The organism is Bacillus sp. EE-W1, assembly GCF_009760835.1.
GTDB lineage: Bacteria > Bacillota > Bacilli > Bacillales > Bacillaceae_G > Bacillus_A > Bacillus_A wiedmannii.
The window spans coordinates 23,906-48,055 of the sequence record NZ_WIPE01000034.1; the positions used below are offsets into that span (position 1 = coordinate 23,906).

Annotated in this window: 29 protein-coding genes; 18 read left to right on the plus strand and 11 right to left on the minus strand. The window is 35.0% G+C overall.

Annotation, left to right across the window (positions count from 1 at the left end; all coding sequences use genetic code 11):
- Window positions 1-2: 2 nt before the first annotated feature.
- From GFJ36_RS03285 to GFJ36_RS03295, 3 genes are read left to right on the plus strand one after another with little or no spacing between them, the layout of a single operon-like run.
- Entirely contained in the window at window positions 3-1,235 is a 1,233-nt protein-coding gene (locus GFJ36_RS03285; protein WP_141542709.1) for an ABC transporter permease, read from the plus strand.
- The gene (locus GFJ36_RS03290) at window positions 1,236-1,886 is read left to right on the plus strand and encodes an ABC transporter ATP-binding protein (protein WP_000615296.1); all 651 of its coding nucleotides are present in this window, start codon (window positions 1,236-1,238) and stop codon (window positions 1,884-1,886) included. It abuts the gene before it with no gap.
- 32 nt (window positions 1,887-1,918) lie between these two features.
- A complete protein-coding gene (locus tag GFJ36_RS03295) occupies window positions 1,919-2,122 on the plus strand; it encodes a hypothetical protein (protein WP_087985826.1) in 204 nt (67 codons plus the stop codon).
- A gap of 97 nt (window positions 2,123-2,219) precedes the next feature.
- On the opposite strand, the gene GFJ36_RS03300 is transcribed toward GFJ36_RS03295, so the two are convergent.
- Window positions 2,220-3,521 (minus strand): NCS2 family permease, encoded by a 1,302-nt coding sequence (locus tag GFJ36_RS03300; RefSeq protein WP_097890211.1) that lies wholly within the window; start codon window positions 3,519-3,521, stop codon window positions 2,220-2,222.
- A gap of 203 nt (window positions 3,522-3,724) precedes the next feature.
- On the opposite strand from GFJ36_RS03300, the gene GFJ36_RS03305 reads away from it, so the two are divergent.
- The 3 genes from GFJ36_RS03305 to GFJ36_RS03315 all read left to right on the plus strand — a co-directional run bounded on the left by GFJ36_RS03305 (window position 3,725) and on the right by GFJ36_RS03315 (window position 5,774).
- The gene (locus GFJ36_RS03305; RefSeq protein ID WP_097890210.1) at window positions 3,725-4,591 is read left to right on the plus strand and encodes an SDR family oxidoreductase; all 867 of its coding nucleotides are present in this window, start codon (window positions 3,725-3,727) and stop codon (window positions 4,589-4,591) included.
- Between the two features lie 66 nt (window positions 4,592-4,657).
- Entirely contained in the window at window positions 4,658-5,419 is a 762-nt protein-coding gene (locus GFJ36_RS03310) for a L,D-transpeptidase (protein ID WP_000732020.1), read from the plus strand.
- Window positions 5,420-5,522: 103 nt separating this feature from the next.
- On the plus strand, window positions 5,523-5,774 hold the full coding sequence (locus GFJ36_RS03315) for a hypothetical protein (RefSeq protein ID WP_000834197.1): 252 nt from the start codon (window positions 5,523-5,525) through the stop codon (window positions 5,772-5,774).
- A gap of 33 nt (window positions 5,775-5,807) precedes the next feature.
- Here GFJ36_RS03315 and GFJ36_RS03320 read toward each other — a convergent pair whose 3' ends face one another.
- The 9 genes from GFJ36_RS03320 to GFJ36_RS03360 form a co-directional block, all read right to left on the minus strand.
- Window positions 5,808-6,023, minus strand: a complete 216-nt coding sequence (locus GFJ36_RS03320; RefSeq protein WP_001115486.1) for a DUF1540 domain-containing protein — start codon at window positions 6,021-6,023, stop codon at window positions 5,808-5,810.
- 72 nt (window positions 6,024-6,095) lie between these two features.
- Window positions 6,096-6,548 carry a thioredoxin family protein gene (locus tag GFJ36_RS03325; RefSeq protein WP_000738442.1) on the minus strand — a complete coding sequence of 151 codons (453 nt, stop codon included), beginning with the start codon at window positions 6,546-6,548 and terminating at the stop codon, window positions 6,096-6,098.
- 12 nt (window positions 6,549-6,560) lie between these two features.
- The gene (locus GFJ36_RS03330; protein ID WP_000532264.1) at window positions 6,561-6,980 is read right to left on the minus strand and encodes a disulfide formation protein C; all 420 of its coding nucleotides are present in this window, start codon (window positions 6,978-6,980) and stop codon (window positions 6,561-6,563) included.
- 164 nt (window positions 6,981-7,144) lie between these two features.
- Window positions 7,145-7,393, minus strand: coding sequence for a YhdB family protein (locus GFJ36_RS03335; RefSeq protein WP_001195461.1), 249 nt, complete (start codon window positions 7,391-7,393; stop codon window positions 7,145-7,147).
- A gap of 120 nt (window positions 7,394-7,513) precedes the next feature.
- The gene (locus tag GFJ36_RS03340) at window positions 7,514-8,023 is read right to left on the minus strand and encodes a PCYCGC domain-containing protein (protein ID WP_048545771.1); all 510 of its coding nucleotides are present in this window, start codon (window positions 8,021-8,023) and stop codon (window positions 7,514-7,516) included.
- A gap of 45 nt (window positions 8,024-8,068) precedes the next feature.
- Window positions 8,069-9,178, minus strand: coding sequence for a GerAB/ArcD/ProY family transporter (locus tag GFJ36_RS03345; RefSeq protein ID WP_098147987.1), 1,110 nt, complete (start codon window positions 9,176-9,178; stop codon window positions 8,069-8,071).
- Between the two features lie 16 nt (window positions 9,179-9,194).
- Window positions 9,195-10,277 (minus strand): Ger(x)C family spore germination protein, encoded by a 1,083-nt coding sequence (locus GFJ36_RS03350; protein WP_000722251.1) that lies wholly within the window; start codon window positions 10,275-10,277, stop codon window positions 9,195-9,197.
- Window positions 10,274-11,791, minus strand: a complete 1,518-nt coding sequence (locus tag GFJ36_RS03355; protein ID WP_098147989.1) for a spore germination protein — start codon at window positions 11,789-11,791, stop codon at window positions 10,274-10,276. Before GFJ36_RS03355 ends, GFJ36_RS03350 begins: the two co-directional genes overlap by 4 nt.
- 127 nt (window positions 11,792-11,918) lie before the next feature.
- Window positions 11,919-12,515: a hypothetical protein gene (locus GFJ36_RS03360; protein ID WP_142287521.1), complete on the minus strand. Its 597-nt coding sequence runs from the start codon at window positions 12,513-12,515 to the stop codon at window positions 11,919-11,921.
- 232 nt (window positions 12,516-12,747) lie between these two features.
- Between GFJ36_RS03360 and GFJ36_RS03365 the strand changes: the two genes are divergently transcribed.
- From GFJ36_RS03365 to GFJ36_RS03385, 5 genes are all read left to right on the plus strand, one after another.
- Complete coding sequence (locus GFJ36_RS03365; RefSeq protein ID WP_157349455.1) at window positions 12,748-13,308, plus strand: nitroreductase family protein; 561 nt, start codon at window positions 12,748-12,750, stop codon at window positions 13,306-13,308.
- Window positions 13,309-13,422: 114 nt separating this feature from the next.
- Window positions 13,423-14,838 (plus strand): stage V sporulation protein SpoVR, encoded by a 1,416-nt coding sequence (gene spoVR, locus GFJ36_RS03370; protein ID WP_001202729.1) that lies wholly within the window; start codon window positions 13,423-13,425, stop codon window positions 14,836-14,838.
- 107 nt (window positions 14,839-14,945) lie between these two features.
- Window positions 14,946-16,217 (plus strand): neutral/alkaline non-lysosomal ceramidase N-terminal domain-containing protein, encoded by a 1,272-nt coding sequence (locus GFJ36_RS03375; protein ID WP_097890204.1) that lies wholly within the window; start codon window positions 14,946-14,948, stop codon window positions 16,215-16,217.
- Window positions 16,218-16,391: 174 nt separating this feature from the next.
- A complete protein-coding gene (locus tag GFJ36_RS03380; protein ID WP_137036149.1) occupies window positions 16,392-17,363 on the plus strand; it encodes a trypsin-like serine peptidase in 972 nt (323 codons plus the stop codon).
- Complete coding sequence (locus GFJ36_RS03385) at window positions 17,329-17,715, plus strand: DUF2606 family protein (protein WP_097890203.1); 387 nt, start codon at window positions 17,329-17,331, stop codon at window positions 17,713-17,715. Before GFJ36_RS03380 ends, GFJ36_RS03385 begins: the two co-directional genes overlap by 35 nt.
- A gap of 61 nt (window positions 17,716-17,776) precedes the next feature.
- On the opposite strand, the gene GFJ36_RS03390 is transcribed toward GFJ36_RS03385, so the two are convergent.
- The gene (locus GFJ36_RS03390; RefSeq protein WP_060487586.1) at window positions 17,777-18,250 is read right to left on the minus strand and encodes a MarR family winged helix-turn-helix transcriptional regulator; all 474 of its coding nucleotides are present in this window, start codon (window positions 18,248-18,250) and stop codon (window positions 17,777-17,779) included.
- Window positions 18,251-18,393: 143 nt separating this feature from the next.
- Here GFJ36_RS03390 and GFJ36_RS03395 point away from each other — a divergent pair, with 143 nt between their 5' ends.
- The 7 genes from GFJ36_RS03395 to GFJ36_RS03425 all read left to right on the plus strand — a co-directional run bounded on the left by GFJ36_RS03395 (window position 18,394) and on the right by GFJ36_RS03425 (window position 24,103).
- Entirely contained in the window at window positions 18,394-18,978 is a 585-nt protein-coding gene (locus GFJ36_RS03395) for a DUF3238 domain-containing protein (protein ID WP_097890202.1), read from the plus strand.
- Between the two features lie 134 nt (window positions 18,979-19,112).
- Window positions 19,113-19,697, plus strand: coding sequence for a DUF3238 domain-containing protein (locus GFJ36_RS03400; RefSeq protein WP_087985809.1), 585 nt, complete (start codon window positions 19,113-19,115; stop codon window positions 19,695-19,697).
- Window positions 19,698-19,905: 208 nt separating this feature from the next.
- Entirely contained in the window at window positions 19,906-21,570 is a 1,665-nt protein-coding gene (gene cdr / locus GFJ36_RS03405) for a CoA-disulfide reductase (protein WP_097890201.1), read from the plus strand.
- 185 nt (window positions 21,571-21,755) lie between these two features.
- The gene (locus GFJ36_RS03410; RefSeq protein ID WP_000456206.1) at window positions 21,756-22,019 is read left to right on the plus strand and encodes a metal-sensitive transcriptional regulator; all 264 of its coding nucleotides are present in this window, start codon (window positions 21,756-21,758) and stop codon (window positions 22,017-22,019) included.
- Window positions 22,020-22,092: 73 nt separating this feature from the next.
- Window positions 22,093-22,668 carry a sulfurtransferase TusA family protein gene (locus GFJ36_RS03415; RefSeq protein WP_170969746.1) on the plus strand — a complete coding sequence of 192 codons (576 nt, stop codon included), beginning with the start codon at window positions 22,093-22,095 and terminating at the stop codon, window positions 22,666-22,668.
- Window positions 22,669-22,706: 38 nt separating this feature from the next.
- Window positions 22,707-23,837 (plus strand): MBL fold metallo-hydrolase, encoded by a 1,131-nt coding sequence (locus GFJ36_RS03420; RefSeq protein WP_087985806.1) that lies wholly within the window; start codon window positions 22,707-22,709, stop codon window positions 23,835-23,837.
- Window positions 23,838-23,875: 38 nt separating this feature from the next.
- Window positions 23,876-24,103 (plus strand): sulfurtransferase TusA family protein, encoded by a 228-nt coding sequence (locus tag GFJ36_RS03425; RefSeq protein WP_044796320.1) that lies wholly within the window; start codon window positions 23,876-23,878, stop codon window positions 24,101-24,103.
- The last annotated feature ends 47 nt before the right edge of the window (window positions 24,104-24,150 follow it).

Below are 24,150 nucleotides of genomic sequence, written 5' to 3' on the forward strand. Positions count from 1 at the left end.
TCATGTTTTTTATATTTGATTCTATACGATCTATGAAAAAACGGTTGTTACCAAGTTTAATTATAGTAATGTCTTTAATTATTGCATTTTCTTCATCTATAGAATTTATTAGTAATCTGTCGGGATATCGAAAAATGATGACGGTAGCAAATCATTTTTCGACTCATAAAAATTTCTATGAACTTTATGCGACGCAAGATATAACATTGTTTAGCGAAGAAAAAGCGAGAAATGATTATCAACAATTCATTCAAGGGTTATCTAATACGATACCAATAACAAATACAACAAATTATTTGCTCCGTAACTATTCACTTAGCTTAAAAAAAGAAAATGGAACGATAAAGACTCTTATTATTGATAAAGATATTAATAAGTACTTTCATATCCGCCTTTCACAAGGAAGGTATTTTGAGGAATCGGAATTTCATAAATCAGTATTTGATATTAGACCTGTTATATTAGGGGCTAATTATAAAGAAAAGGTATCTATTGGTGAGGTTATACCATCTGGAAAAATGAAGCTAAAAGTAATTGGCTTTTTAGAAAAAAATTCACCATTTACATATCCTCGGAGCGGTGAAATATCGGATAATCGTATTACATTATTAGATGACATGGCAATTTTACCAATTGGAACGGAAGAAATAGAGTTCTATAGTGTAGAACTGTTATACAATGGGTTAATTATAGAAACAAATGAGAAGATAAATATAAATGAATTTCAAAAGAAAGTATTAAAGGTAACAGAAGGTAAGGGTTATTCGTATTATGTTACAAATCCGAATAAATTGTTAAAAAATGAAAAACAAGGTATTGATAATATGTCATACCCCTTATTATTAAGCGGTACAGTCTTATTTTTTTCATTTCTATCTATCGTATTAACATCAATGGCCGCACTTTATATGGAGCGTAAAAATATTTCTATTAAATCAGCGTTAGGTGCAAGTACTTTTCAAATATGTCTTCCATTTATTATTGAGTATATGGTGTTATTCATTTTATCGATATGTATAGGAATTACATATTTTCAATGGGAGAATAGCGGAGTAATTGAAATTCAAAAAGAACTAGAAAAGAGTACCATATCTTTTTTTGGAACGTTACAAGTCTCTATAGAATCATTGGTTGTTATAGGTGCTCTATCAATTGCAATGATCCTCGTTATATATGCAATCATTTATTTCAATGTGCTAAAAATAAAAAATACATATATGAAAGAGGTGTTATAGATGATTCAGCTTGCAAATGTGACTAAGGGATACGGAAAGAGTAATTTTAGTGCTTTAAAAGATATTAATCTTACAATAGAAAAAGGTGAAATGATAGCTATTATGGGACCATCTGGTTCGGGGAAATCTACTCTCCTTAACATTATTGGCTTAATCGATAGCCCCTCTGCTGGAAAGTATTTTTTAGATGGAATGGATACGAGTACATTAAAGGCCAACTATCATAAGTATAGAAACACGGAAGTGGGATTTGTGTTTCAGAACTTTTCGCTATTAGATGATTATACAGTTGTTGAAAATGTAATGCTTCCGCTTGTATATAGAAGAATTACTCATAAGAAACGTATGCAAATATCAAAAGAAATGCTGAAAATGGTAGGGCTTGAGAGGCATATTAACAAATATCCTTACGAGTTATCAGGTGGAGAACAGCAAAGAACAGCAATAGCAAGGGCTTTAGCACAAGATACTAAAATTATCCTCGCTGATGAACCAACCGGTGCTCTTGATCAAGAAAACGGAAAGAAAATTATGAGCATCTTAAAAGAGATCCATAAACAAGGGAAAACGGTGCTCGTTGTAACACACGATCAAAAGATAGCTGCATACTGCCAGAGGACAATACGTTTGCTCGATGGGTGTATGGTATAATATGGATAAAAGTATGTGAAGAGGTGATACATATGGAAAATGTATATAAAGGTCTTAGGCATACTGGATTTACTATGATGTTTATTTTTTGTGGCGTATTTTTATTGCGCTGGTTCATTCATGATGAAATGCTATTGGATCAGCTTATTGGTTTTAGTGTAGGGATGGTAATGGTTATTTCGTCAGTATTCATTCAAAAGTATAGTAAAGAATTACAAGTAAATGAGAAGTGTTAAAAGTAGTTCGTTTGATTGTTGCAAAAGGAAAATAGAGCATCGAAATTCGATGCTCTATTTTTTTATACATAAAAAAAATCCCTCTTTATGAGGGATTTTAATGTGGTAAGAAAATCAATTGATAAGCGAACAAGATTCCGAATACATACACAAGTGGGTGAACAGAACGGAATTTACCTTTTGCCACTTTCATAAGTGGGTATGAAATAAATCCAAGTGCGATACCTGTTGCGATACTTGATGTAAGTGGCATGCTTAAGATTACTAAGAATGCTGGGAATGCTTCATCAAATGCGTCCCAATCGATGTGGCGAACTGATCCCATCATAAGACTACCAACGATAATTAATGATGGTGCAGTAATAGCTGATACGCCAGAAACAGCACTTACTAATGGTCCGAAGAATGCTGCTAGTGCAAATAGAACAGCTACTGTAACAGTTGTTAAACCAGTACGACCACCAGCTGCAACACCAGCAGATGATTCAATGTACGCTGTTGATGGTGTTGTTCCGAACATAGAACCGATTGTTGCTGAGAATGAGTCAGATAGAAGAGCTCGTCCAGCTTTTGGAAGCTTTCCATCTTTCATAAATCCACCTTGTTGAGCAACTCCAAGTAATGTACCTGTTGTATCGAATAGTGTAACAAGGAAGAATGAAAATACAACGCCGTACAATCCGTAGTTAATTACATCAGATACAGCAGTAATTGGATTGGAAACGATGATTCCTTCTGGTAATCCAGGCATTGATGTAACGCCGTTTGAGAACGATAATTGTCCTGTGAAGTAAGCGATAATACCAGTTAATAGCATTCCGATAAATAGTGCACCATTTACATTTAAAGACATAAGGACAATTGTAATTCCAAGTCCAGCTAATGCTAGTAGTACTGGAGCAGAGTGAAGATCACCAAGTCCAACTAAGTTTGCTTCATTTTTTGTAACGATACCTGTTAAACGTAAACCGATAAAGGCGATGAAAAGACCGATACCAGCAGTAATTGCATGTTTTAAGTTTTCAGGAATTGCTTCCATTAATTTTGTACGGAAAGATGTGAATGATAACAAAATTAAAATCATACCTGCTACGAATACAGCAGAGAATGCAATTGCGAAAGTCATGCCTTCATGAGCTTTTACAACAGAGTAAGAGAAGTAAGCATTTAATCCCATACCTGGTGCGATTGCGATTGGTAAGTTTGTAAAGATTGCCATAAATAATGTTCCGACAACAGCAGCGATAATTGTTGCTGTAAATGCTTGTTCAAATGGAACACCTGCATCCCCAAGGATGACAGGGTTTACGACAATGATATATGCCATTGTTAAGAAGGTAATAATACCTGCCATAATTTCAGTTTTAATAGAAGTTTTATGTTTTGAAAGGTTAAACATATAAACATCCTTTCTGTTTACGAATAATTTTCACAACAGTTATATATAATATTCGTTTTTTAACTATTTTGCAATAGTTTTGCATAAAAAGTTTACAACAATTCATATTTTGTGTCTTAAATTCGAATATTAATCGTAAAACGATGTGTGAATTTCAGTTTTTATTGTGCGCATATTATAAGGAAAAGGAGTTGAAAGAAGATATGCCACAGCAAAAAAACTTTGTAACAATGCCGGCGCAACATCAAAATAAACAACCTGGTATTGAATCGTTAATGAATCCTCTACCACAGTTCGAAGACCCAAATTATAAAGGAAGCGAAAAGTTAAAAGGAAAAAATATATTAATTACAGGAGGAGATAGTGGGATTGGACGCGCTGTTTCCATCGCTTTTGCGAAAGAGGGAGCAAATATTGCGATTGCGTATTTAGATGAGGAGGAAGATGCAAATGAGACGAAACAATATGTTGAGAAAGAGGGGGGGAAATGTGTATTGTTGCCGGGTGATTTAAGTAATGAACAGCATTGTAAAGATATTGTAGAAGAGACCGTTCGGCAGCTAGGTAGTTTGAATGTTTTAGTAAATAATGTCGCGCAGCAATATCCGCAGCAAGGGCTAGAGTATATTACAGCAGAACAGCTAGAAAAGACATTTCGTATTAATATTTTTTCTTATTTTCACGTTACAAAAGCAGCACTTTCTCATTTAAAGCAAGGGGACGTCATTATAAATACGGCGTCTATCGTTGCGTATGAAGGAAATGAAATGTTAATTGATTATTCCGCAACGAAAGGAGCCATCGTAGCTTTTACAAGATCGCTTTCTCAATCGTTAGTGCAAAAAGGGATTCGTGTAAATGGTGTTGCACCGGGACCAATTTGGACACCACTTATCCCATCGAGTTTTGATGAGAAGAAAGTCTCTCAGTTTGGAAGCAATGTCCCGATGCAAAGACCTGGTCAACCATATGAATTAGCACCAGCATACGTATACTTAGCATCTGGCGATTCATCCTACGTTACCGGGCAAATGATACATGTAAATGGGGGCGTTATTGTAAATGGATAGTTTTCATTTATAAGAGCAAAGTAAAGTTAATTCCACTTATTATAGTGAGCGCTAGGGGGGATATAGATGAAAAAGTTATGTTTTGTCATACTATTATTTTTCATCCTACCGGTTAGTGCTTTTGCTGATACAGATCATTTAATATTAGTGAATCTTACGACAAACCAGTTGTCTTTTTTTGAAAATGGAAATTATACAAAAACATTCCCCGTAACAACTGGAAGAGATCGTACACCTACGCCTGAAGGTAGTTTTTGTATTATAACTAAATTTAAAAACAAAGAATACCATCGAAAGAAAATACCTGGTGGTGCACCAAATAATCCTCTCGGTACGCGCTGGTTAGGTTTGGATAAAAAGGAGTACGCGATTCATGGAACAAATCGGGAATGGACGATTGGAAGCCGAGAGTCGAATGGTTGTATTCGCATGCATGACAGGGATATACAATGGTTATATGATAGGGTGCAATTACAGACGAAAGTAATTATTTCTCGTTTTCATACGAGTCCTGAATATGAAGCAAATAAGCTTGGTTACCGCGTTGTAAGCTGGAATGGTCGTAAAGTAAATGAAGAGCAAATTGGCGTGCTTACGTTAGTAGACCGTGCCGATATATATTGGCAAGAACCAAATGGGCAGTTAACGAAAGTGAAAACGGTATTGCCAAACGAAAGATATACAGTGTATTCAAAACGAAAAGATGGAATATATTATATAGGAAACAATTTGTATATTATAGATGAAGCAGGAGAAAAAATTCGTTATGAGCAAATTCCTTCTTCGGTTTTAAGTAATATATATAAACGGAAATATAAAATTCCGTAATGGCTACCGTATTATAGACGGTAGCTTATTTCTACTTTGAGTTTAACTGCAACTATTGTATTTTGCTGAATATAATACAGTACAGATAGGGGGCGGTTCCATTATGAAAAGTGAATTTGCTTTTAAAGTTTTCTTAGTGACGACCTGTTTATTTATCGTGTATTTGTATGCATTTCTCGTCTTTTCTTTTTATGTTCCATATGTTGATTTAATATTGTTCTTCGGATTTATTTGGGCATTTGTGAAAGCAAGAGAAGGAGAGAAGAGTATATATCGGCGCATTACTTTATGTGGGACAGTTGTTCTCGTTATTTTGTACTTTTTTATGATGCATGATTTTTGGAGAGGAATGTAAAAAAGCATACGGTTAATCGTATGCTTTTTATGTTTAATATTTTGGCTTAAATGTGTGACAACAAGTTTCTACACTTGTTGCTACAGAACTTTCTAGTGTCTCGTTTGTTAAAACTGCACTTGTATACGATTCATTTTCAGTTTGACCCGTTTCATCCGCATCTGGCTGAACGATAATCGCACTTGCTTGACAAAAGTTACCTTGTCCCCAAAATGAGCAATTGGAAACAGAGCATCTTACTTCTGGCATAAAACCCCCTCCTTATACATTAGTTTGGGATTTTACGCCCATTTCATGTGTAGAAGGAGTTTCCTTTTCTCGTTATTTTTTCGTTTGCTCAAGCCATTCTTTTAATTTGTCTTTCGGTTGTTCGCCACTAATACGGTTTACTTCTTTGCCATCTTTAAAGTGAATGATTGTTGGAGTTCCTTTAATTTTATATTCATCCCAAGGAACATCTAATTTTTCAATATCCATAACTTTCATATCAACGTTCAAGTCTTTAGCCATTGGTACTACGACAGGAGATAGTTTTTGACAATGAACGCAAGATGTTTGATAAAAGTATACTGTTTCTTCTTTTTTCTCTTTTAAATTCTTTTGAAGGTCTGAAAGAGAGATTTTATTTGTATAGTAGTCAGGGCCATTTGTCTTACTATCAGTAGCGTTATCAATCTTTTGGCTAGTAGCATTTTTTTCTTCCATTTGTGTGACAGCGAAAATGGCTGCAAACAAGGCGATAATAATACCACCAAATATAAGCATTTTTTTCATTGTTTCATCTCCTTATTTGTTTTTTATTACAATAAAACTACATACCGCGATTGTAATAAAGCCGATAAGTGCTAAAAACGGGATTGTAATAAAACCAAACCAGTTTATAAATTCTCCGGTGCAGGGTACACGGCCGCAAGCTGCTCCAGCTGCTGAAAATGCTGGGACTTTTTGAATTGCATAGTGATATAAAGAAATACAAGCACCAATACTTGCAATTGGTAAAGAATAACTTGCGATGCGATAATCTTTCTTTGCTACAGCGATACCAAGCCATAAAACGAATGGATACATAAAAATACGTTGATACCAACAAAGTACACAAGGCTCAAATTTCATGATTTCGGAAAAATAAAGACTTCCTAGTGTAGCGATAAAAGAAGCTCCCCATGCGGTAAGTAAAGCATATTCTTGCTTTTTTTCTCGTCCCATATTTTATACCTCTCTTATAATAGTTACATACTAAATTATAGTATGAAGTGGTACAGAAAAGAAAGAAAAAATATGTTTATCAATAAAAGTTTTATAAGGGGAAACTTTTATTGATATAAACATTTTAAAAAGCGCTATTCTCATAAAGAGAATAGCGCTATATTTTACATTTGAATTTGCTCTACTTCTTCTATATGTGACTTTTGGGATGCATGGTCAATATATTGAAATAGGAGCTGCAATTGTTTATCAACTTCTGGCATTTCTTTACTGTATTGATAAGCGTGTAAAAAATGTTCAATACGCTTAGAAAATAGTTGATCGTTCGTTTGAACCATAAGAACGAGTAATTTATCCCAATTACAGCTATATGTGTAATAGAGAGCTTTGTCATAGTCGTTATATGTTTGCACTGTGTACCCTCCTTACTGAGGAGTTATATATAGTGTGTGAAAAGCAAGGAGAAATACACTTGAAAGAATTTGTTAAGAAAAAAAGTGAATGAAAAGAAAAAACGAGGTATTTCCTCGTTTTTAAGCTTTTGGCATTGGCGTAGGTGTTGGCTTACCGTACCCCTCTTTGTATTTATTGTCGATATAGTTGCGAATTTCCAGCGTTGATTTTCCTTTTTGTTTCATGGAAGCAGATTCAACAGCTATTTCTAGGCAATTGACACAAGTCGTTGCGTGGGAATCCCAAACAACTTCACCATTCTTTTTCATTTCACGAATAAAGCAATTTTTATTATTTTTATGTCCTACACTTTCACCGCAACCGCAGTAACATGGAATCCAATCTAATAGCTCTGCATTTTGCCCAGCGACAGTGTAGATATCTTTCATTTGTGGATCAAGCTTGTCTAAGAAGGTAGGAAGTGTGTCGACTCCTTTTGTTTTTTCCTGAATGTCAGCTTGCTGAGTATGCGATGCGTGGTCATGTTCTTCCTTTGATTCAGATGATTTTTTTTCATTTGTACTAGTAGCTCCGCAACCAGCAAGAATTAAACTCAGTACTGCAAGTAAAGAAAATACATATTTCTTCATACGCTTGTCCCCTTTACAAATGTATTAATCAAATTGTATCAGAGATTATGGTGTATCGGTTGAAGATTTTTTCGACTGATTTTTGAAACGCCATCGTAGTGAATGAAATAGAAATAAAATTGGGATATAGGCGTATACGATATATAAACCAGCTTGAGATAGCACCGTATTTAATGTATTGATACTTTCACGATTTGTGAAGAACAAAGAAGCTATAAAGACCATGAAAATAAAAAGCGGTAATGTAAATTTAAATGAAATATGGAATGAACGCTTCATCGTTTGACATGATGACCAAATGGTTAAGCAAAGATTTGGCAAAATAATTAAAAACCAAACGAAAATAATAATGTATTCAAAGCGTTGAATGAAAGGAACTTTAATAATTTTTAACATTGTTAAAGTAGGCCAAATCGTGTGATTTAATTGCCCCTCGCTGTAATACATAAAAGATACGATGGCTAAAATCACATAAATTAAAGTACTAAAAGCAGTTCCGGCATGGGCCCATTTTTTTAAGGATTTTCCTTTTTCGATAAATGGATAGAAGATTAGGATTGTTTCAAAACCAAGAAATTCTAAAGCAGAATGTTTTGCTGATATAAGCATGTCAAGAGGTGAATGTGTAAAGATAGGTAAAATATTACGGAAATGTGCATATTTCATTGGATAAATTAAAAAAAATACAACGAAAATAGGAAGCACAATACCCCAAAAGCATATCCCTGTCACAGAGCGGAATCCGCCTTTTATAATATAGTAAGTCACTAATAAAAACATAAGGGTAAGTTTCCATAATTTAATAGTAGGGAAAATCCAAACTTGTATTACTTCCATATATGTACGAAGAACAGTAAGGCAGAATAATAAGCAATAAAGAGTAAAAATTACGGAAAATATAGAACCAATCCATTTTCCAAAGGTCGTTGTATGAATGCTAATTAAATCTCCATCTTTTTCTAACATTTTTAGCATGCAAAAAAGTACAATATGAGTTGCAATCCCCGCAATAATAAGAGAAATCCAGGCATCATAACCAGCATTTTTTAAAATTACACGTTGATATCCGAGAACTCCTATACCGATCTGAAGAGAATGCAATAAAATAAATGCAAAATATGGAGAGACAGTTTTTGTTTTATTTATTGTATTCATTGCTTATTTCACCTCACTATTCCCCGATTCCAGATTGTACAATATTAATATCTAAATTTATATCCACAGCTACATTCGGATACATATTTCTAATTTGGTTTATATTCCATTTTCTCGTATGACTTCTAATTTCATCGCGTATTCCTAAAGGATCAATTCTCTTTTCTTGAAATTGTTTTATTAATTTTTCACAGTCTTGTTCAACATTTCGTTCGATTTGTTTTTTTATATAATTGATATTTGTTTTTTTTCTTAAATCAATCCAATTAGGAGAGTTTTTAATTAATCCATTTAGTTTTAAATAAATTTTTACTTTTGGTATGTCACCAGTTTGATCTATATCATACTTACTTTCCCCAGCTAAGTTTTGTATGACAACCATGCCTTTATGTTTATCCTTTTTTATCGCTGCTTCGTAACGCCCATTTTTTGTAGGATTAATAAGCAATTTTGCTAAAACAGAATGTCTTTTATCTGTATACATAACGACTTTATCACCTTTTAAAAAAGCAAGTCCTTTAACAGCGATGGAATGATTATCGCTCATTTTAATATAAGGGACATAAGCATCACATACAGAAGAGTAGTAATTATATAAAAAAATGTTTAATGAGGTTTGTGGAATGTTCTCATTTCGTATATTTTGTTCAAGTAAATCAGCAATATATAATGAACCATTTTTTTTTCCATAATTTAAAAGCTCTTCAGCTGATCCATCTACAATTGCTAGTTGTATATCACGCCCGATATTTGGATCACGTTGTAAGTTAGTAATAATTTCTCCCATTCCTCGTTCTCCTAGATCCTTCCCAAATAGGACGACACGCATTTGACCTACAACAACATTGTGAGGAGATTTCGCATTTAATCGTGAAGCGATTGTCTCAAGTGAACGGGCAGATGTGGATTGAGTTTCTGGTTTAGACTTTACACCATGTGTGTACTCTGGGAATAAAATCGTCCCTTGGAATCTTTTGTTTTTTGTGATATCAAATCCAGCTACATGAATAATACGCTGCGTATCCACTATATACGTTTGTGTACAACCAGTTTGTAGAACAAGGAAGATAATGATAAGGTGCAATAAAATCTTTTTCATTCATTATCACCATCACGTTTTTGCTTCGATTTGTTTGGATTATAGCGCCATTTTGATTTTGGTCTAAGGAAAGAAGGCCTTTGTGCCGTTTGGCTAAATGGTAATCGAAGAAAGCCTTCTGCTGTACCTAAACCACGAAATGGATATAAAGGTAATAAATAAGGTGATCCAAGTGATTTTAATTTAATTAAATGAGCTAAAATGAATACAAACCCGACAATAAGACCTAATCCGCCAAATGCACCAGCTAAAAGAATGAGCGGAAATCGTAACAACCGAATAGTAGAAGACATTTTTACAGTCGGTGTTGTGAAAGATGCAAGAGCGGATAAAGCAACTGCAATTAATAAAATCGTACTTGTTAAAGCGGCTTCAACAGATGCTTGCCCAATTACAATCCCGCCAACAATACCAATTGTTTGTCCGACTTTTGTCGGTAAACGTGCTCCCGCTTCACGAAGCAATTCGATTGTAATTTCTAAAAAGAGTGCTTCTAGAATAGGCGGGAAGGGTACGTTAGCTCTCGAAAAAATAATAGGTCCTAGTAAATCAGCAGGAATCATTTGATAATGATATGTCAAAGCTGCTGTATAAATAGCGGAGGAAAAAAGAGAAAATATAGCTCCGAAAAAACGAATGATACGAAAGAAAGAACCAATCATCCAGGGTAAATAATAATCTTCTGGCGAAATAAAAAAATCTAGTAACGTTGTCGGTCCTAATAAAGCATATGGAGAGCCATCTGTTAAAATTAAAACTTCCCCGTTAATTAATGAGAATACTGCTCGATCTAATCGTTCTGTAGGTAATAGAACAGGGAACGGTGAATTGCTATTATCACTAATAAATTGCTCAATCATAGTCGAATCAAATGGAACATCAAAGTCAATGTCTTCTAGTCGTTGTATTGCAGTGTTGATAAATTGTTCATTTGTAACCCCTTCAATATAAGCAACTGCTACTTTCGTTTTTGACATAGATCCAACGATAACTTCTTTGAAAATGAGTTGCTCCGTTACAATATTCCGGCGCAATAAGTGTATATTTGTATCAAGGTTTTCAACGAAACCGATTTTAGGTCCAATTACGCTATACTCATTTTCTGTATCGTTATATAATCGTGTTCCTAAAACAGTACTTTCGGCACGAATTAAAGCATATTGATCGGGATTCGAATTGCTTTTTAAGCGTACTAAAATATATCCACCTAATAATTTCTCACGAATATCATCAATAGAGGGAGAGGTAATAATATCTTCAATGGAGACAATATTACATAGGTCAGAGATATTTTGAATATGTTCTGATTCCTTTTTCATAGGAGTTAAAATAAACTGTTTAATAATAAGTGCTTCCACGACAGATTTATAATAAAACAAACATAACGTTTCATCTTCAAGTACGTTATAAGATACAAAATCGCTAGATTCTTTCATGGTATGTATAAATTCTGGAATAGAACAAAGTGTTTTTGCCGTAGTCTTTTTGGATTTTTCAGATGAGAAACCGAACATTTTTACCCCCCCTGACATATAGCATTTACTTATGTTAGTTTTTGGGAAAGGCGGGAATTTATACTTGAAAATTGAAAGTTCATAAAGAAAAGGAAGGGTATTGGGAATCCCTTCCTTTTTTGGCGTATTAATTTGTTTTCTTTTCCTTAATAGACTTCACTAATTTAATCATTTCTGCTCGCATATCTTCTTTTTTTACATTTAATTTTTCTGCAATTTGTTTAATGTCCATTCCGTCTTTTTTCATTTTTAGTACATCATCAAGAGGAGTGTTACTTTTTTGAGAGATGATTGTTAATACCGTGAGCTGACGTAATCCGATATTATAATCTTTCATTTTTTGTTTTAGGCCGTCTGGTGTAGATTTTTGCATATTTGCTAATTCTTGCAGCAGTGCTTTTTTCGTCTCTTTATTCATATGATGCTTTTTTAATTTACTTGGATCTACACCGAAATGCTGGGCTGTTTTCTCCCAAGATTTATTTTTCTTATAGTAAGCTAAAACGTCTTTTATTTCTTTTTTACCGATTCTTGCAATGTGAGCAGCTTTCCAAATTTCATGTTTGTTATAGCCGAGTTTTTCGAGCGACTGCATTTCTTCTTTTGAAATAGGCTTATGATGGTGCAATGTTATTTCTTTTGGCGTGGCAGCGAAAGTAGGGAAGACGGTTGCTCCGAATAATAATGTTGCCATAGTCATACTTACTGCGATTTTTTTGTACATATAAACTCCTCCTAGATGGATAATGTGGAAAACTGTACACATATCATTTCCATAAAATGTGAAATACTTGTGAACAAGTTAAGTTTTTTTATTCACAGTATAAAATGACGTTTTTGGAAGTTTTCCAACATAAAACATTGATTAATAGTAAAAAACTAAGGTATAATCGAAATTGAAAATCAATATCAATAACAAATGTATACATATAGATGAAAATAAGGGAGAGAAAAATATGACTACATATACTTCCATCGCAAATGTGATTAAAGAAAGACGTTCTGTACGTACATTTACAGATAAAGCTGTAGATAAAGAGTTATTAATTGAACTATTAAACGACGCAACATGGGCACCGAATCATAAACACCGTGAACCATGGAATTGTAAATTATACATTGGAGAAGGCCGCAAAAAATTAGTAGATGCAGTATTAAACTCTTTCACAGAAGAAGAAAGAGCGAAACGCGGCAAAATTTTATCAGATCGTTTCTTAAGCACGCCGGCACAAATTGTTGTTTATATTAATGAAGATCTACGTCAAATTCAACGCGACGAAGATTACGCTGCAACATGTGCATTTATGCAAAACTTCCAACTGCTTGCTTGGGAACGTGGCTTAGGTTGCGTTTGGAAATCAGGCGGATTAAACTACAATCCATTATTTATAGAAGGACTTGGTTTAACAAGAGGTCAACGCATCGTTGGAATTCTTCACCTTGGCTATTTCGATAAAGCACCAGAAGGAAAAGCTCGTACACCGATTACTGAGAAGATGGAGATTATTGAAGGTTAATAGATGAGACATTCTCGTTTTTATGAGGATGTCTTTTTATTATGCAATCAATCCTCATGAAAGCTTGTTCCTCATCATACACTTTCTTAAGGGAAAGTGTAAGGAGGGAAAATAATGAGAGCAAGTGAAGATAAAGCGCTGCAATATGCGATTGCGGAAATTACGGAAATTGCGACTGGATTTGGGCTTGATTTTTATCCGATGCGTTATGAAGTATGTCCAGCGGAAATTATTTATACATTTGGTGCATATGGGATGCCGACGAGGTTTTCGCATTGGAGTTTTGGAAAGCAATTTTTCAGAATGAAATTACAATACGATTTAGGACTTAGTAAAATTTATGAACTCGTTATTAACTCTAATCCATGTTACGCCTTTTTATTAGATACGAATTCTTTAATTCAAAATAAATTAATCGTGGCGCACGTTTTAGCGCACTGTGATTTCTTCAAAAATAATATTCGTTTCTCTAATACGAAACGCGATATGGTGGAGAGTATGGCAGCGACAGCAGATCGTGTGAAGGCGTATGAACATAAGTATGGAAGAGAAGAGGTAGAAACGTTCTTGGATGCAGTACTTGCCATTCAAGAACATATTGATCCATCGCTTATGCGTCCGAAACTTGCTTGGAGTATTGGAGATTTAGAAGAGGATGTAGAAAAGAAAAAGATATCACAGTACGATGATTTATGGAATTTAGATGATCGAAACAAAAAGAGGGAACGACCTAATATGCATAAAAAGAAGAAAATCCCACCGCAGCCAGAAAAAGATTTACTCCTCTTTATTGAAGAATATAGCCGTGAGCTAGAAGAGTGGCAGCGCGATATATTAACGATGATGCGCGAGGAAATGTTATATTTCTGGCCGCAGCTTGAAACGAAGATCATGAACGAAGGTTGGGCTTCGTACTGGCATCAACGCATACTCCGTGAAATGGACTTAACATCTTCTGAAGCGATTGAATTCGCAAAGCTTAATGCAGGTGTAGTTCAGCCATCAAAAACAAGTATTAACCCATACTACCTCGGTATTAAAATGTTCGAAGATATTGAAGAGCGCTACAACAATCCGACAGAAGAAATGAAACGAAGAGGCGTTAAACCAGGATCTGGTCGTGACAAAATCTTTGAAGTACGCGAAATCGAATGGGATGTATCGTTCTTAAGAAACTATTTAAATAAAGATCTCGTAATGAGAGAAGATATGTACTTATTCCAGCGCCAAGGAAAAGAATATAAAGTAATAGATAAAGAGTGGGAACATGTACGTGATCAGCTCGTAAATATGCGAACAAATGGCGGCTTCCCGTACTTAGTAGTAGAAGATGGAGACTACTTAAAGAATGGGGAATTGTACATTAAACATAGCTATGAAGGAATTGAACTAGATTTAAAATACTTAGAAAAAGTATTACCGTATCTTCATCAGCTATGGGGAAGAACGGTGCATATGGAGTCCATTGTGGAGAGTAAGGGCGTTGTGTTTTCTTATGATGGGAAGATGGTACATCGGAAGTATGTGTGATGAAAAGAACGGACATAGAATGCTATGTCCGTTCTTTTTTATTTGGAACAAGGTTAAATATGCTATTCTTGAAAAAGGGAGTTACATAGAGAAATGGAGCGATTCAAATGAGCAAAATAGGGGTATGCAAGGTAGATATTACGCCGCCTGTCGGTATTGATTTTGTCGGATACCATAGAGAGACAGGAATAAATAATATTGAAGAGCGTATTTACGGGACGGTCTTTGTATTTGAAAAAAATGAAATGAAAACGGTGTTTATAAGTGTTGATAATATTGGGATGTTAGTAGAAGATACGAATGTTATTCGTGAGCGAGTAGCTAGTAGGCTTCATGTGCCATTTGAGCGAATAACAGTTGTTTATACACATACACACTCTGGTCCAGAAACAGTCGGTGAGCAACCTTTAGTAAAGTCGTATAAAACGATTTTAGTAAATAATGTAGTGCAAGGTGCGGTTACTGCGGATAACAACTTGAAGCTCTGTGAAGTTGGCTGGGGTGTTACGACAGGTGATATTGGGGTCAACCGAAGAGAGAGAACATCTGATGGAAGAGCAAAGATGGGAACAAATATAGAGGGTGTTGTAGATAAACGAATTGGTATGTTAGCCATAAGAAATGCTGAAACGAAGGAGCTATCTGGGATTGTAGTATTTTGTACGGCTCATCCGAATGTTTTAAAAGGTGATAGTGATGTGTTATCAGCGGATTATCCTGGAATGACGAGAGAGGTTCTTGAGAAGATAGTAAACTGTCCTGTTATTATTGTGCAAGGGGCTGCTGGTAATGTAAATGCGAAGTATCGCGGTTCAAGAGAAGCATTAAAGAAAATGGCTTACACACTTAGTGGACATGTATTAACGATGTTGCCAACAGTTACATACAGCCCAATTGTAAATTTAAGAACGATTTCGAGTACGATGCAAATGAAGTTGAAAGATATTCCTGAAATGAATGAGATACGAAGCATGGCTCGATCGGCCGAGAAGCAGTGGGGGATGAATACGGATGAATGGCTTACTATCATTTTAGAGAAATATAAGCAAGGTATTCGGCAGTTACGTATTGATTTAGAAGTTCAACTGTTTCAGGTTAATGATGGTATGTTCTCTGGTATACCGATGGAACCTTTTTCAGAAACTGCGTTAGAAATGAAAGAGAGTCTTCAAAATGAACTAGCTTTCTTTGGTGGATATACGAATGGATATATTGGTTATTTACCTACAAAGGAAGAGTTTGTATATGGTGGATATGAAGTTGAATTAAACCCTGTTGTATATGGGCCTGTTACGAATTTATTGATGCCACCGGAGGAAAATACTGCGGAGCTGATTGTGAAGAAGGTTACGGATTTATGTAATAAAGTGAACCTTTAATGAGACAGATTTTTGAACGCAAAGTAAAGAATATGACTCATTGTTTGATTTTGTTAAAGTCAATTAATTAATAATGATTATCATTATTAATTACATTGACTTCTAAAAAAAGAAAAACTAGAATTTATAAAGGGATCTTCAATTGTTCGCTATCATTTATATAGGAGGTAAGTTATGTTGTATAGCTTTATTTCTATAAGATGTAGGTTGGCTCTTTATAGTTTTGGTGTTCTTTTTATCTTTTTTTGTATAGTATTTTTGGTGAATCAGAAGGTGTATGCAGAAGATGTACCATGGACATCAGTTTCAAATGAAGAAGAACGTGTACTTTTTCAAGAACAATCTTTTTATAGTAATGATCGAAGAGGAGAAGATCTCATTTCTCCTTCATTTGAAGGGCGTAAACATGGTGGGGAAGATTGGGGATACTTATTACGAGGCAGTAATTTTAATTATCCATCTAATATCCTTACACATTCTGTAATAGGAAGAGATGATCGAATTAGAGTTATTGATACGACTTTGTATCCTTATCGGACTATAGTGCATTTAGTAATTCAGTTTAATGGACAAGAGGTTTATGGGTGTACAGGAGCATTGATTAGTAAAGATACAGTGCTTACAGCTGGACACTGTATTTACGATAAAAAGCTTGGTGGATGGGCAACAAATGTTATTGCGACTCCTGGTCGAAATGGAAACCAGGCACCGTATCTACCCTTTAGTTGGAAAAAACTCTATTCAGTAAGTGGATGGACTGACGACGGAGATTCAGAATTTGATTATGGAGCTATTAAGCTAGATGGATCTCCTGGGGATTATACGGGTTGGTTAGGATATAGAACTACTAATGTAGAATCACCAAAAGGTTTACTTGCGGTAGTCCCAGGGTATCCATGTGATAAATTAGGAAATGAAACATATACTATGTGGACAGATTATGGGCCAATTGAAGGCACAAGTCCTAGAATTTTAACGTATAGGATGGACACTTATGGATGTCAAAGTGGAGCACCTGTGTATCATGACTACTCTCGTACGGGTGCAACAGTAATAGCTGTCCATACAGCAGGAAGTAATTCTTGGAATTTCGGAAATCGGGTAACAGACAATGTTTTTAATAATCTTAAAAAATGGTCTGAATAAATATAGTAAGCTTATATGGATTTTATGTTGTGTACTGGTCATAACTATAATTTCTGGTTCTATAGCAAATAATGAGGAGAATGGTAGTAAGGTTGTTCATTCCGTAACTTTTCATGTTAAAAATAAAGAGAAACAGTCGGTAAAAGATTTTGAAATTATACTTATGAAAGATGCATCACCTGAGCCCAGTAAAGAAATTGGGATTTCCATAGGGAGAACGGATGAAGAAGGAAAAGTTATTTGGAGGAATGTGAGGAAGGGAAATTATATCATATTTTTGCCAAATGGTGAGACGCAAATAGTTAGAGTTAATGCTAGAGATGAAACGAGAGTAATAAATATATTATTGTAGAAAACGAATCCATTTTGAAAAAGAATAATCAAAATGGATTCTTTTTTTATGGAGTTTTTGTTTACCAAACAGGGCGTATATTTGATGATAATTTTCCTGTATTTTTTTTAGTAACGAATGTTGTTAAATCTTCTTTAAGCATTTGCATTCGTTCTGCACCTATGTTTTCAATCCATCGCTGTTCTATTTCAGCTATTATTTCTTCTTTTGCTTTCATTACTGACAAACCACGTTCGGTTAAAACAATGATCTTACCTCTTTTATCAGTAGGATGCGTTTTACGTGTAACGTAACCACTACTCTCAAGAGAATCTACCATTTTACTTACAGCTTGTTTGGAAATCCCTAAATACTCAGCTAGTTCTATACCAGTTGCTCCATTAGGAAGAATGCGTTTGAACATAAAACCATGTGCTGGCCTAATATCTTCAAATCCTAATTCACTTAATTTTTCATGTAGTTCAGTAATTAATGTACTGAAAGATAATGATAAAAGTGAAGTAAGGTCTAGTTCGTTAAATGTTGAATGATCCATGTATATAACCTCCGTAATTATAGTCAATTAAGTTGACTACATGTGAAACCTATTGTACTATACGGAATATAGTCAATCAAATTGACTATATTCCGTATAGTACAAATAATGATTTATATAAATAGAATCAATGGAGGTTTCACATGGTTAATATCGTTAAAATTAGAGGGAGTGTATTTGCACCATATGCATTGCTGGAACCTATTAAGGATTCTGCAACAGGAAGAGTGTTTGAATATGCTGGAGATGCACGTGAGTTTACACCATACGCTGTGAACACAAAGCGTTCAAGATTAGAACAAGAAGTGAATATTGATTTTTATAAAAAAGAAATTTTCACATATGCAGATGCTTGTATCGTCACTGTGAAGATTACAAATCCAGATGGCTCAATTGAGTATCAAAAAGGAGAAACAAGTACAGAAAACATTGTATGTACTAATATCGTATGGGGCGAGGATGAAGTTTCATTTGAAATGAGAGCAAGTGCAAGTAATCCGTTAAATGCGGCAGCACCTGCAGCTGATTATTTGTTGGCTATACGAGTTAATAAAAATGGTACTGTGCATGTTGAAGGTGTACATGATGGTTTCCCTTGCTATGAATTTTATAAACAAGTAGATTTTGGTTCGTTTGAATTAATATATACACATGATTTTAGAGAAACAAATGATACTCCAGCAGCACTAGCTGGAGAGATGGAATATAACTTTAAAATGACAGTCTAAACGTAAATATACCACTATTTTTTAGAAGGAAGTAGAAAAGTAAAAAAGAAATCTATTGGTTTTAGGATTGAAATTATGGTTTGTTTTATTTAATAGTATTCAGTATCTAAAATAAAATTATAGAGGTGTTTCTTATGACTAATATCGTAAAAATTAGAGCCAGTGTCTTTATTCCAATTTCTTGGACAGAAGCTAAGAAGGATATGGAAACAGGAAAAATAATTCAATTCGAAGGTGATTCGCGTGAATTTACACCACATGCGGTAAATACGATGCGCTCTAGAGTTGAGCAAGAGGTAGTAGTTGATTTCTATAAAGAAGAAGTGTTTTCATATGCGAACACGGGTATTACGACCGAGAAGGTTACAAGTCCAGATGGTTCTGTGAGTAAAAGAACAGGGAAAGCAAGTACAGAAAATATTGTGTGTACTAATATCACATGGAATTCTGACGGTGTGCAATTCAAAATGAGTGCGAGTGCAAGTAATCCATTAAATGTATATGCACCTCCTGTGGATTATGTATTACATGTATGTGTGAAAAAGGACGGCAGTATTGATGTTCAAGGAGAGCATGATGGTTTCCCTTGTTTTGAATTTTATAAGCAAGTAGATTTCGGTTCATTTGAAAAAATATATACACATGATTTTAGAGAAACTGGTGATACCGCGGCAGCGCTAGGCGGGAACATGGATTATAGTTTTACAAAGAGATTATAGGAAGTATGGCAATGGAACGATGGGTTGCTTCATTTGTAAAGAACTTGGAGATGTCTAAGTTCTTTTTTATTTGTTTCGAATTTGTGAAAGAAAGACATATTGATTGAAATTAAATTTTTTATACTCTATCATATACCCATGTGGGTATATGATTCGTGTATGTGATACATGAGGGAATTCAATAATAAATAATATGGAGGTTTGAAATATGTCTAGAAAAATAGTTGTAGTAGGCGGAGTTGCGGGCGGAGCATCAGTGGCTGCAAGGCTTCGTCGTTTAAGTGAAGAAGATGAAATTATTATGGTGGAGCGTGGTGAGTATATTTCATTTGCAAATTGTGGCTTACCATACTATATTGGCGGTGTCATTACAGAAAGAGAAAAGTTATTAGTACAAACTGTTGAAAGGATGTCAAAGCGTTTTAATTTAGATATACGTGTATTGAGTGAAGTGGTAAAGATAAATAAAGAAGAGAAAACAATTACGATAAAGAATGTAACTACAAATGAAACATATAACGAGGAATATGATACTTTAATTCTTTCACCAGGGGCAAAACCAATTGTTCCACCTATTCCAGGTATTGAAGAAGCGAAGGCGTTGTTTACGTTACGAAATGTACCTGATACAGATCGTATTAAAGCGTACATTGATGAGAAGAAACCACATCATGCGACGGTTATTGGTGGCGGATTTATTGGAGTAGAAATGGTTGAAAACTTAAGAGAACGAGGAATTGATGTTACTCTTGTAGAGATGGCAAATCAAGTAATGCCACCAATTGATTATGAAATGGCAGCATATGTGCATGAGCATATGAAAAAGCGCAATGTTGAGCTTGTTTTAGAAGATGGTGTAGATGCATTAGAAGAGCACGGGACTGTTGTACGTTTAAAAAGTGGTTCAATCATAAAGACAGATATGATTATTTTAGCAATTGGTGTGCAACCAGAGAGCAGTTTAGCGAAGGATGCAGAGTTAGCACTAGGAGTTAGAGGAACGATAAAGGTAGATGAGAGTTTTCAAACGTCGGACCCGCACATATATGCAATTGGTGATGCGATTGAAGTAAAGGATTTTGTTACAGAAACAGAAACGATGATTCCGTTAGCGTGGCCAGCTAATCGTCAAGGTCGCATGTTAGCAGATATTATTCATGGTCATACAGATTCTTTATATAAAGGTACGCTGGGAACTTCTGTAGCTAAAGTTTTTGATTTAACAGTTGCTGCGACGGGAGTAAATGAGAAAATATTAAAACGATTAAATATACCCTATGAGGTAGTACATGTACAGGCAAATTCGCATGCGGGATATTATCCGAATGCGACGCCAGTGTTAATAAAATTAATTTTTAATAAAGAAAGCGGAAAAATTTATGGGGCGCAGGCGTTAGGGCGTGACGGTGTAGATAAGCGTATTGATGTTATTGCAACGGCAATGAAGGCAAACTTAACCGTAATTGATTTGCCAGATTTAGAATTATCATATGCCCCGCCTTATTCTTCTGCAAAAGACCCAGTAAACATGGTGGGGTATGCGGCAAGTAATATAGTAGATGGTTTTGTGGACACAGTACAATGGCATGAGGTAGATCGTATTGTTGAAAATGGTGGATATCTTATTGATGTTCGAGAGCCTAATGAACTCAAACAAGGAATGATTAAAGGTTCTATTAATATCCCCTTAGATGAGTTACGTGATCGTTTGGATGAAGTACCGGTAGATAAAGAAATATATATTACCTGTCAACTTGGTATGAGAGGTTATGTCGCAGCGCGCATGTTAATGGAAAAAGGATATAAGGTAAAGAATGTAGATGGTGGCTTTAAATTGTATGGGACAGTATTACCAGAACGTGTTGCGTATTAATATTTTTTCATCTTCCACTTCAAAATTTAGTGGAAGATGAAAGCTTACGTATTAAGGTTTCACTTTTTGTTTTGTGAACATATAAGATAAACATTAAAAATAGGGGTTTACAAAATACCCTATAGGGTATAATATATTGTCATAGGTTATAAATGGTGACATAATGGTAATGAGGTGATTATACAATGGAATATAATCAAGATATGAAAAATAGATTGAAACGTATTGAAGGGCAAGTTCGTGGTGTACTTCGCATGATGGAAGAAGGAAAAGATTGCCGAGAGGTTATTACACAGTTAACGGCATCTCGTTCCGCACTTGATCGTACGATTGGACTTGTTGTGGGAACAAATTTAGAGCAATGTTTGCGTGAGCAGTTTGAAAGCGGTAATGGTTCAAATGAAGAGTTAATTAAAGAAGCTGTTCAATTACTTGTAAAAAGCCGATAATCTGTCAAACATAAGTGTTGACAGATTTTCAAAAACATTTTTATATACCCCTACAGGTATGTGTATATAAATTATGGAGGAATCGACTATGAGTATAAAAGTGGATATGAGTTTAGATTGTAAAGGTTTGGCCTGTCCGATGCCGATTGTGAAGACGAAGAAGGCGATGGAAGGTTTGACATCAGGGCAAGTGATTGAAGTTCAGGCAACAGATAAAGGGTCTACTGTAGATATACAAAGTTGGGCGAGTAAAGTAGGTCATCAGTACATCGGGACGAAACACGAAGGTGATCTATTGATGCATTACGTTAGAAAAGCACACGAGCATGAAGTGAATGAAGTAGTGAAATATCCTCAAACAATTACGAATTCGGAATTGGAAGAGATAGTATTAAGTGGTGAAGAGTGTATTGTAGTAGATGTTCGTGAAGCGGCGGAATTCGCTTTTGGTCATATTCCATCGGCTGTTTCCGTGCCGTTAGGAGAATTAGACAGTGCAGCGTTAGATCAGAAGACGCAAATTTATGTTGTTTGCCGAACTGGTAACCGTAGTGATGTAGCTTGCCACATGTTGAAAGAGAAAGGTTATGCAAATGTGAAAAATGTCATTCCAGGCATGTTAGAGTGGCAAGGCAATGTGGAAAAATAAAATTTTTTAAATAAAAATATACCTATGGGGGTAATGAGATGAACGTTAAACCGTTACAAGCAAAAGATGTTGCAGAGAAAGTTTTATTCGGAAAGTTATTTATTTTAGATGTTCGTAATGAGGCGGATTATGAAGATTGGAAAATTGAAGGAAAAGAAGTTACTTCAATGAATGTGCCGTACTTTGATTTATTAGAGGGTGTAGATCATATTGTAAGTGAACTACCTAAAGATAAAGATGTTTTAGTAGTATGCGCAAAAGAAGGGTCTTCTATATTTGTGGCAGAGCAATTAACAGAGGCTGGATTAGAAAATGTTTATTATTTATCTGGTGGTATGAAGGCTTGGAGTGAATATATAAAGCCTATAAAAGTTGGAGATTTAAAAGATGGCGGAAGTATGTATCAATTTAACCGTCTTGGAAAAGGTTGCTTATCTTATATGGTCGTTTCAAACGGTGAAGCAGCAGTTATTGATGCAGTAAGAACAGTTGAAGCGTACGAAGAGTTTGCGAAAGAGCATGGTGTTACGATTACGAATGTAATGGATACACATTTACATGCAGACCATATTTCTGGCGGACGTAAGTTAGCGGAAAAAGTAGGTGGTACGTATTGGTTGCCGCCAAAAGATGCGGAGGAAGTTGTGTTCTCATATAAACCACTTGTTGAAGGATCTGTTATTACGGTGGGGGGGACTAAAATTGAAATTGACGCATTATACTCACCAGGGCATACGATTGGAAGTACGTCATTTATTGTAGATGATTCCTATTTATTATCAGGCGATATTTTATTTGTAGATTCAATTGGGCGTCCAGACCTTGCTGGGAAAGCTGAAGATTGGGTAAGTGATTTACGTACTACTTTGTATAGCCGATATAAAGAAATATCTCAAAACTTAGTTGTGTTACCGGCTCATTATTCAAAAATAAGTGAAATGGACGAGAGTGGCATTGTTAGTGCTAAATTAAAAGATTTATTTGCGTATAATGCAGGATTAAATATTGAGGATGAGGGAGAGTTTCGTAAAGTTGTAACAGAGAATTTACCACCTCAACCGAATGCATATCAAGAGATTCGTCAAACAAATATGGGGCGATTAAATCCAAGTCAAGACGAAGAGCATGAAATGGAGATTGGTCCAAACCGTTGTGCTGTTCATAATTAATTCGGTTTCAAATGAAATAAAAATAGGAGGTATATAAGATGAAAGTGAAAGAAGTATTAGATGTAAAAGGATTAGCATGTCCAATGCCAATTGTGAAAACAAAGAAGGCGATGGAAGCATTACAATCGGGGGAAGTGTTAGAAGTACACTTAACAGATAAAGGTGCGATTAAAGATATTCCAGCATGGTCACAAAAAGGCGGTCATGAAGTGTTAAAGCATACAGAAGAAGACGGCGAATTAAAGTTCTGGATTAAGAAAGCTTAATTATAAAAATAGGAGGCATATAAGATGAAAGTGAAAGAAGTATTAGA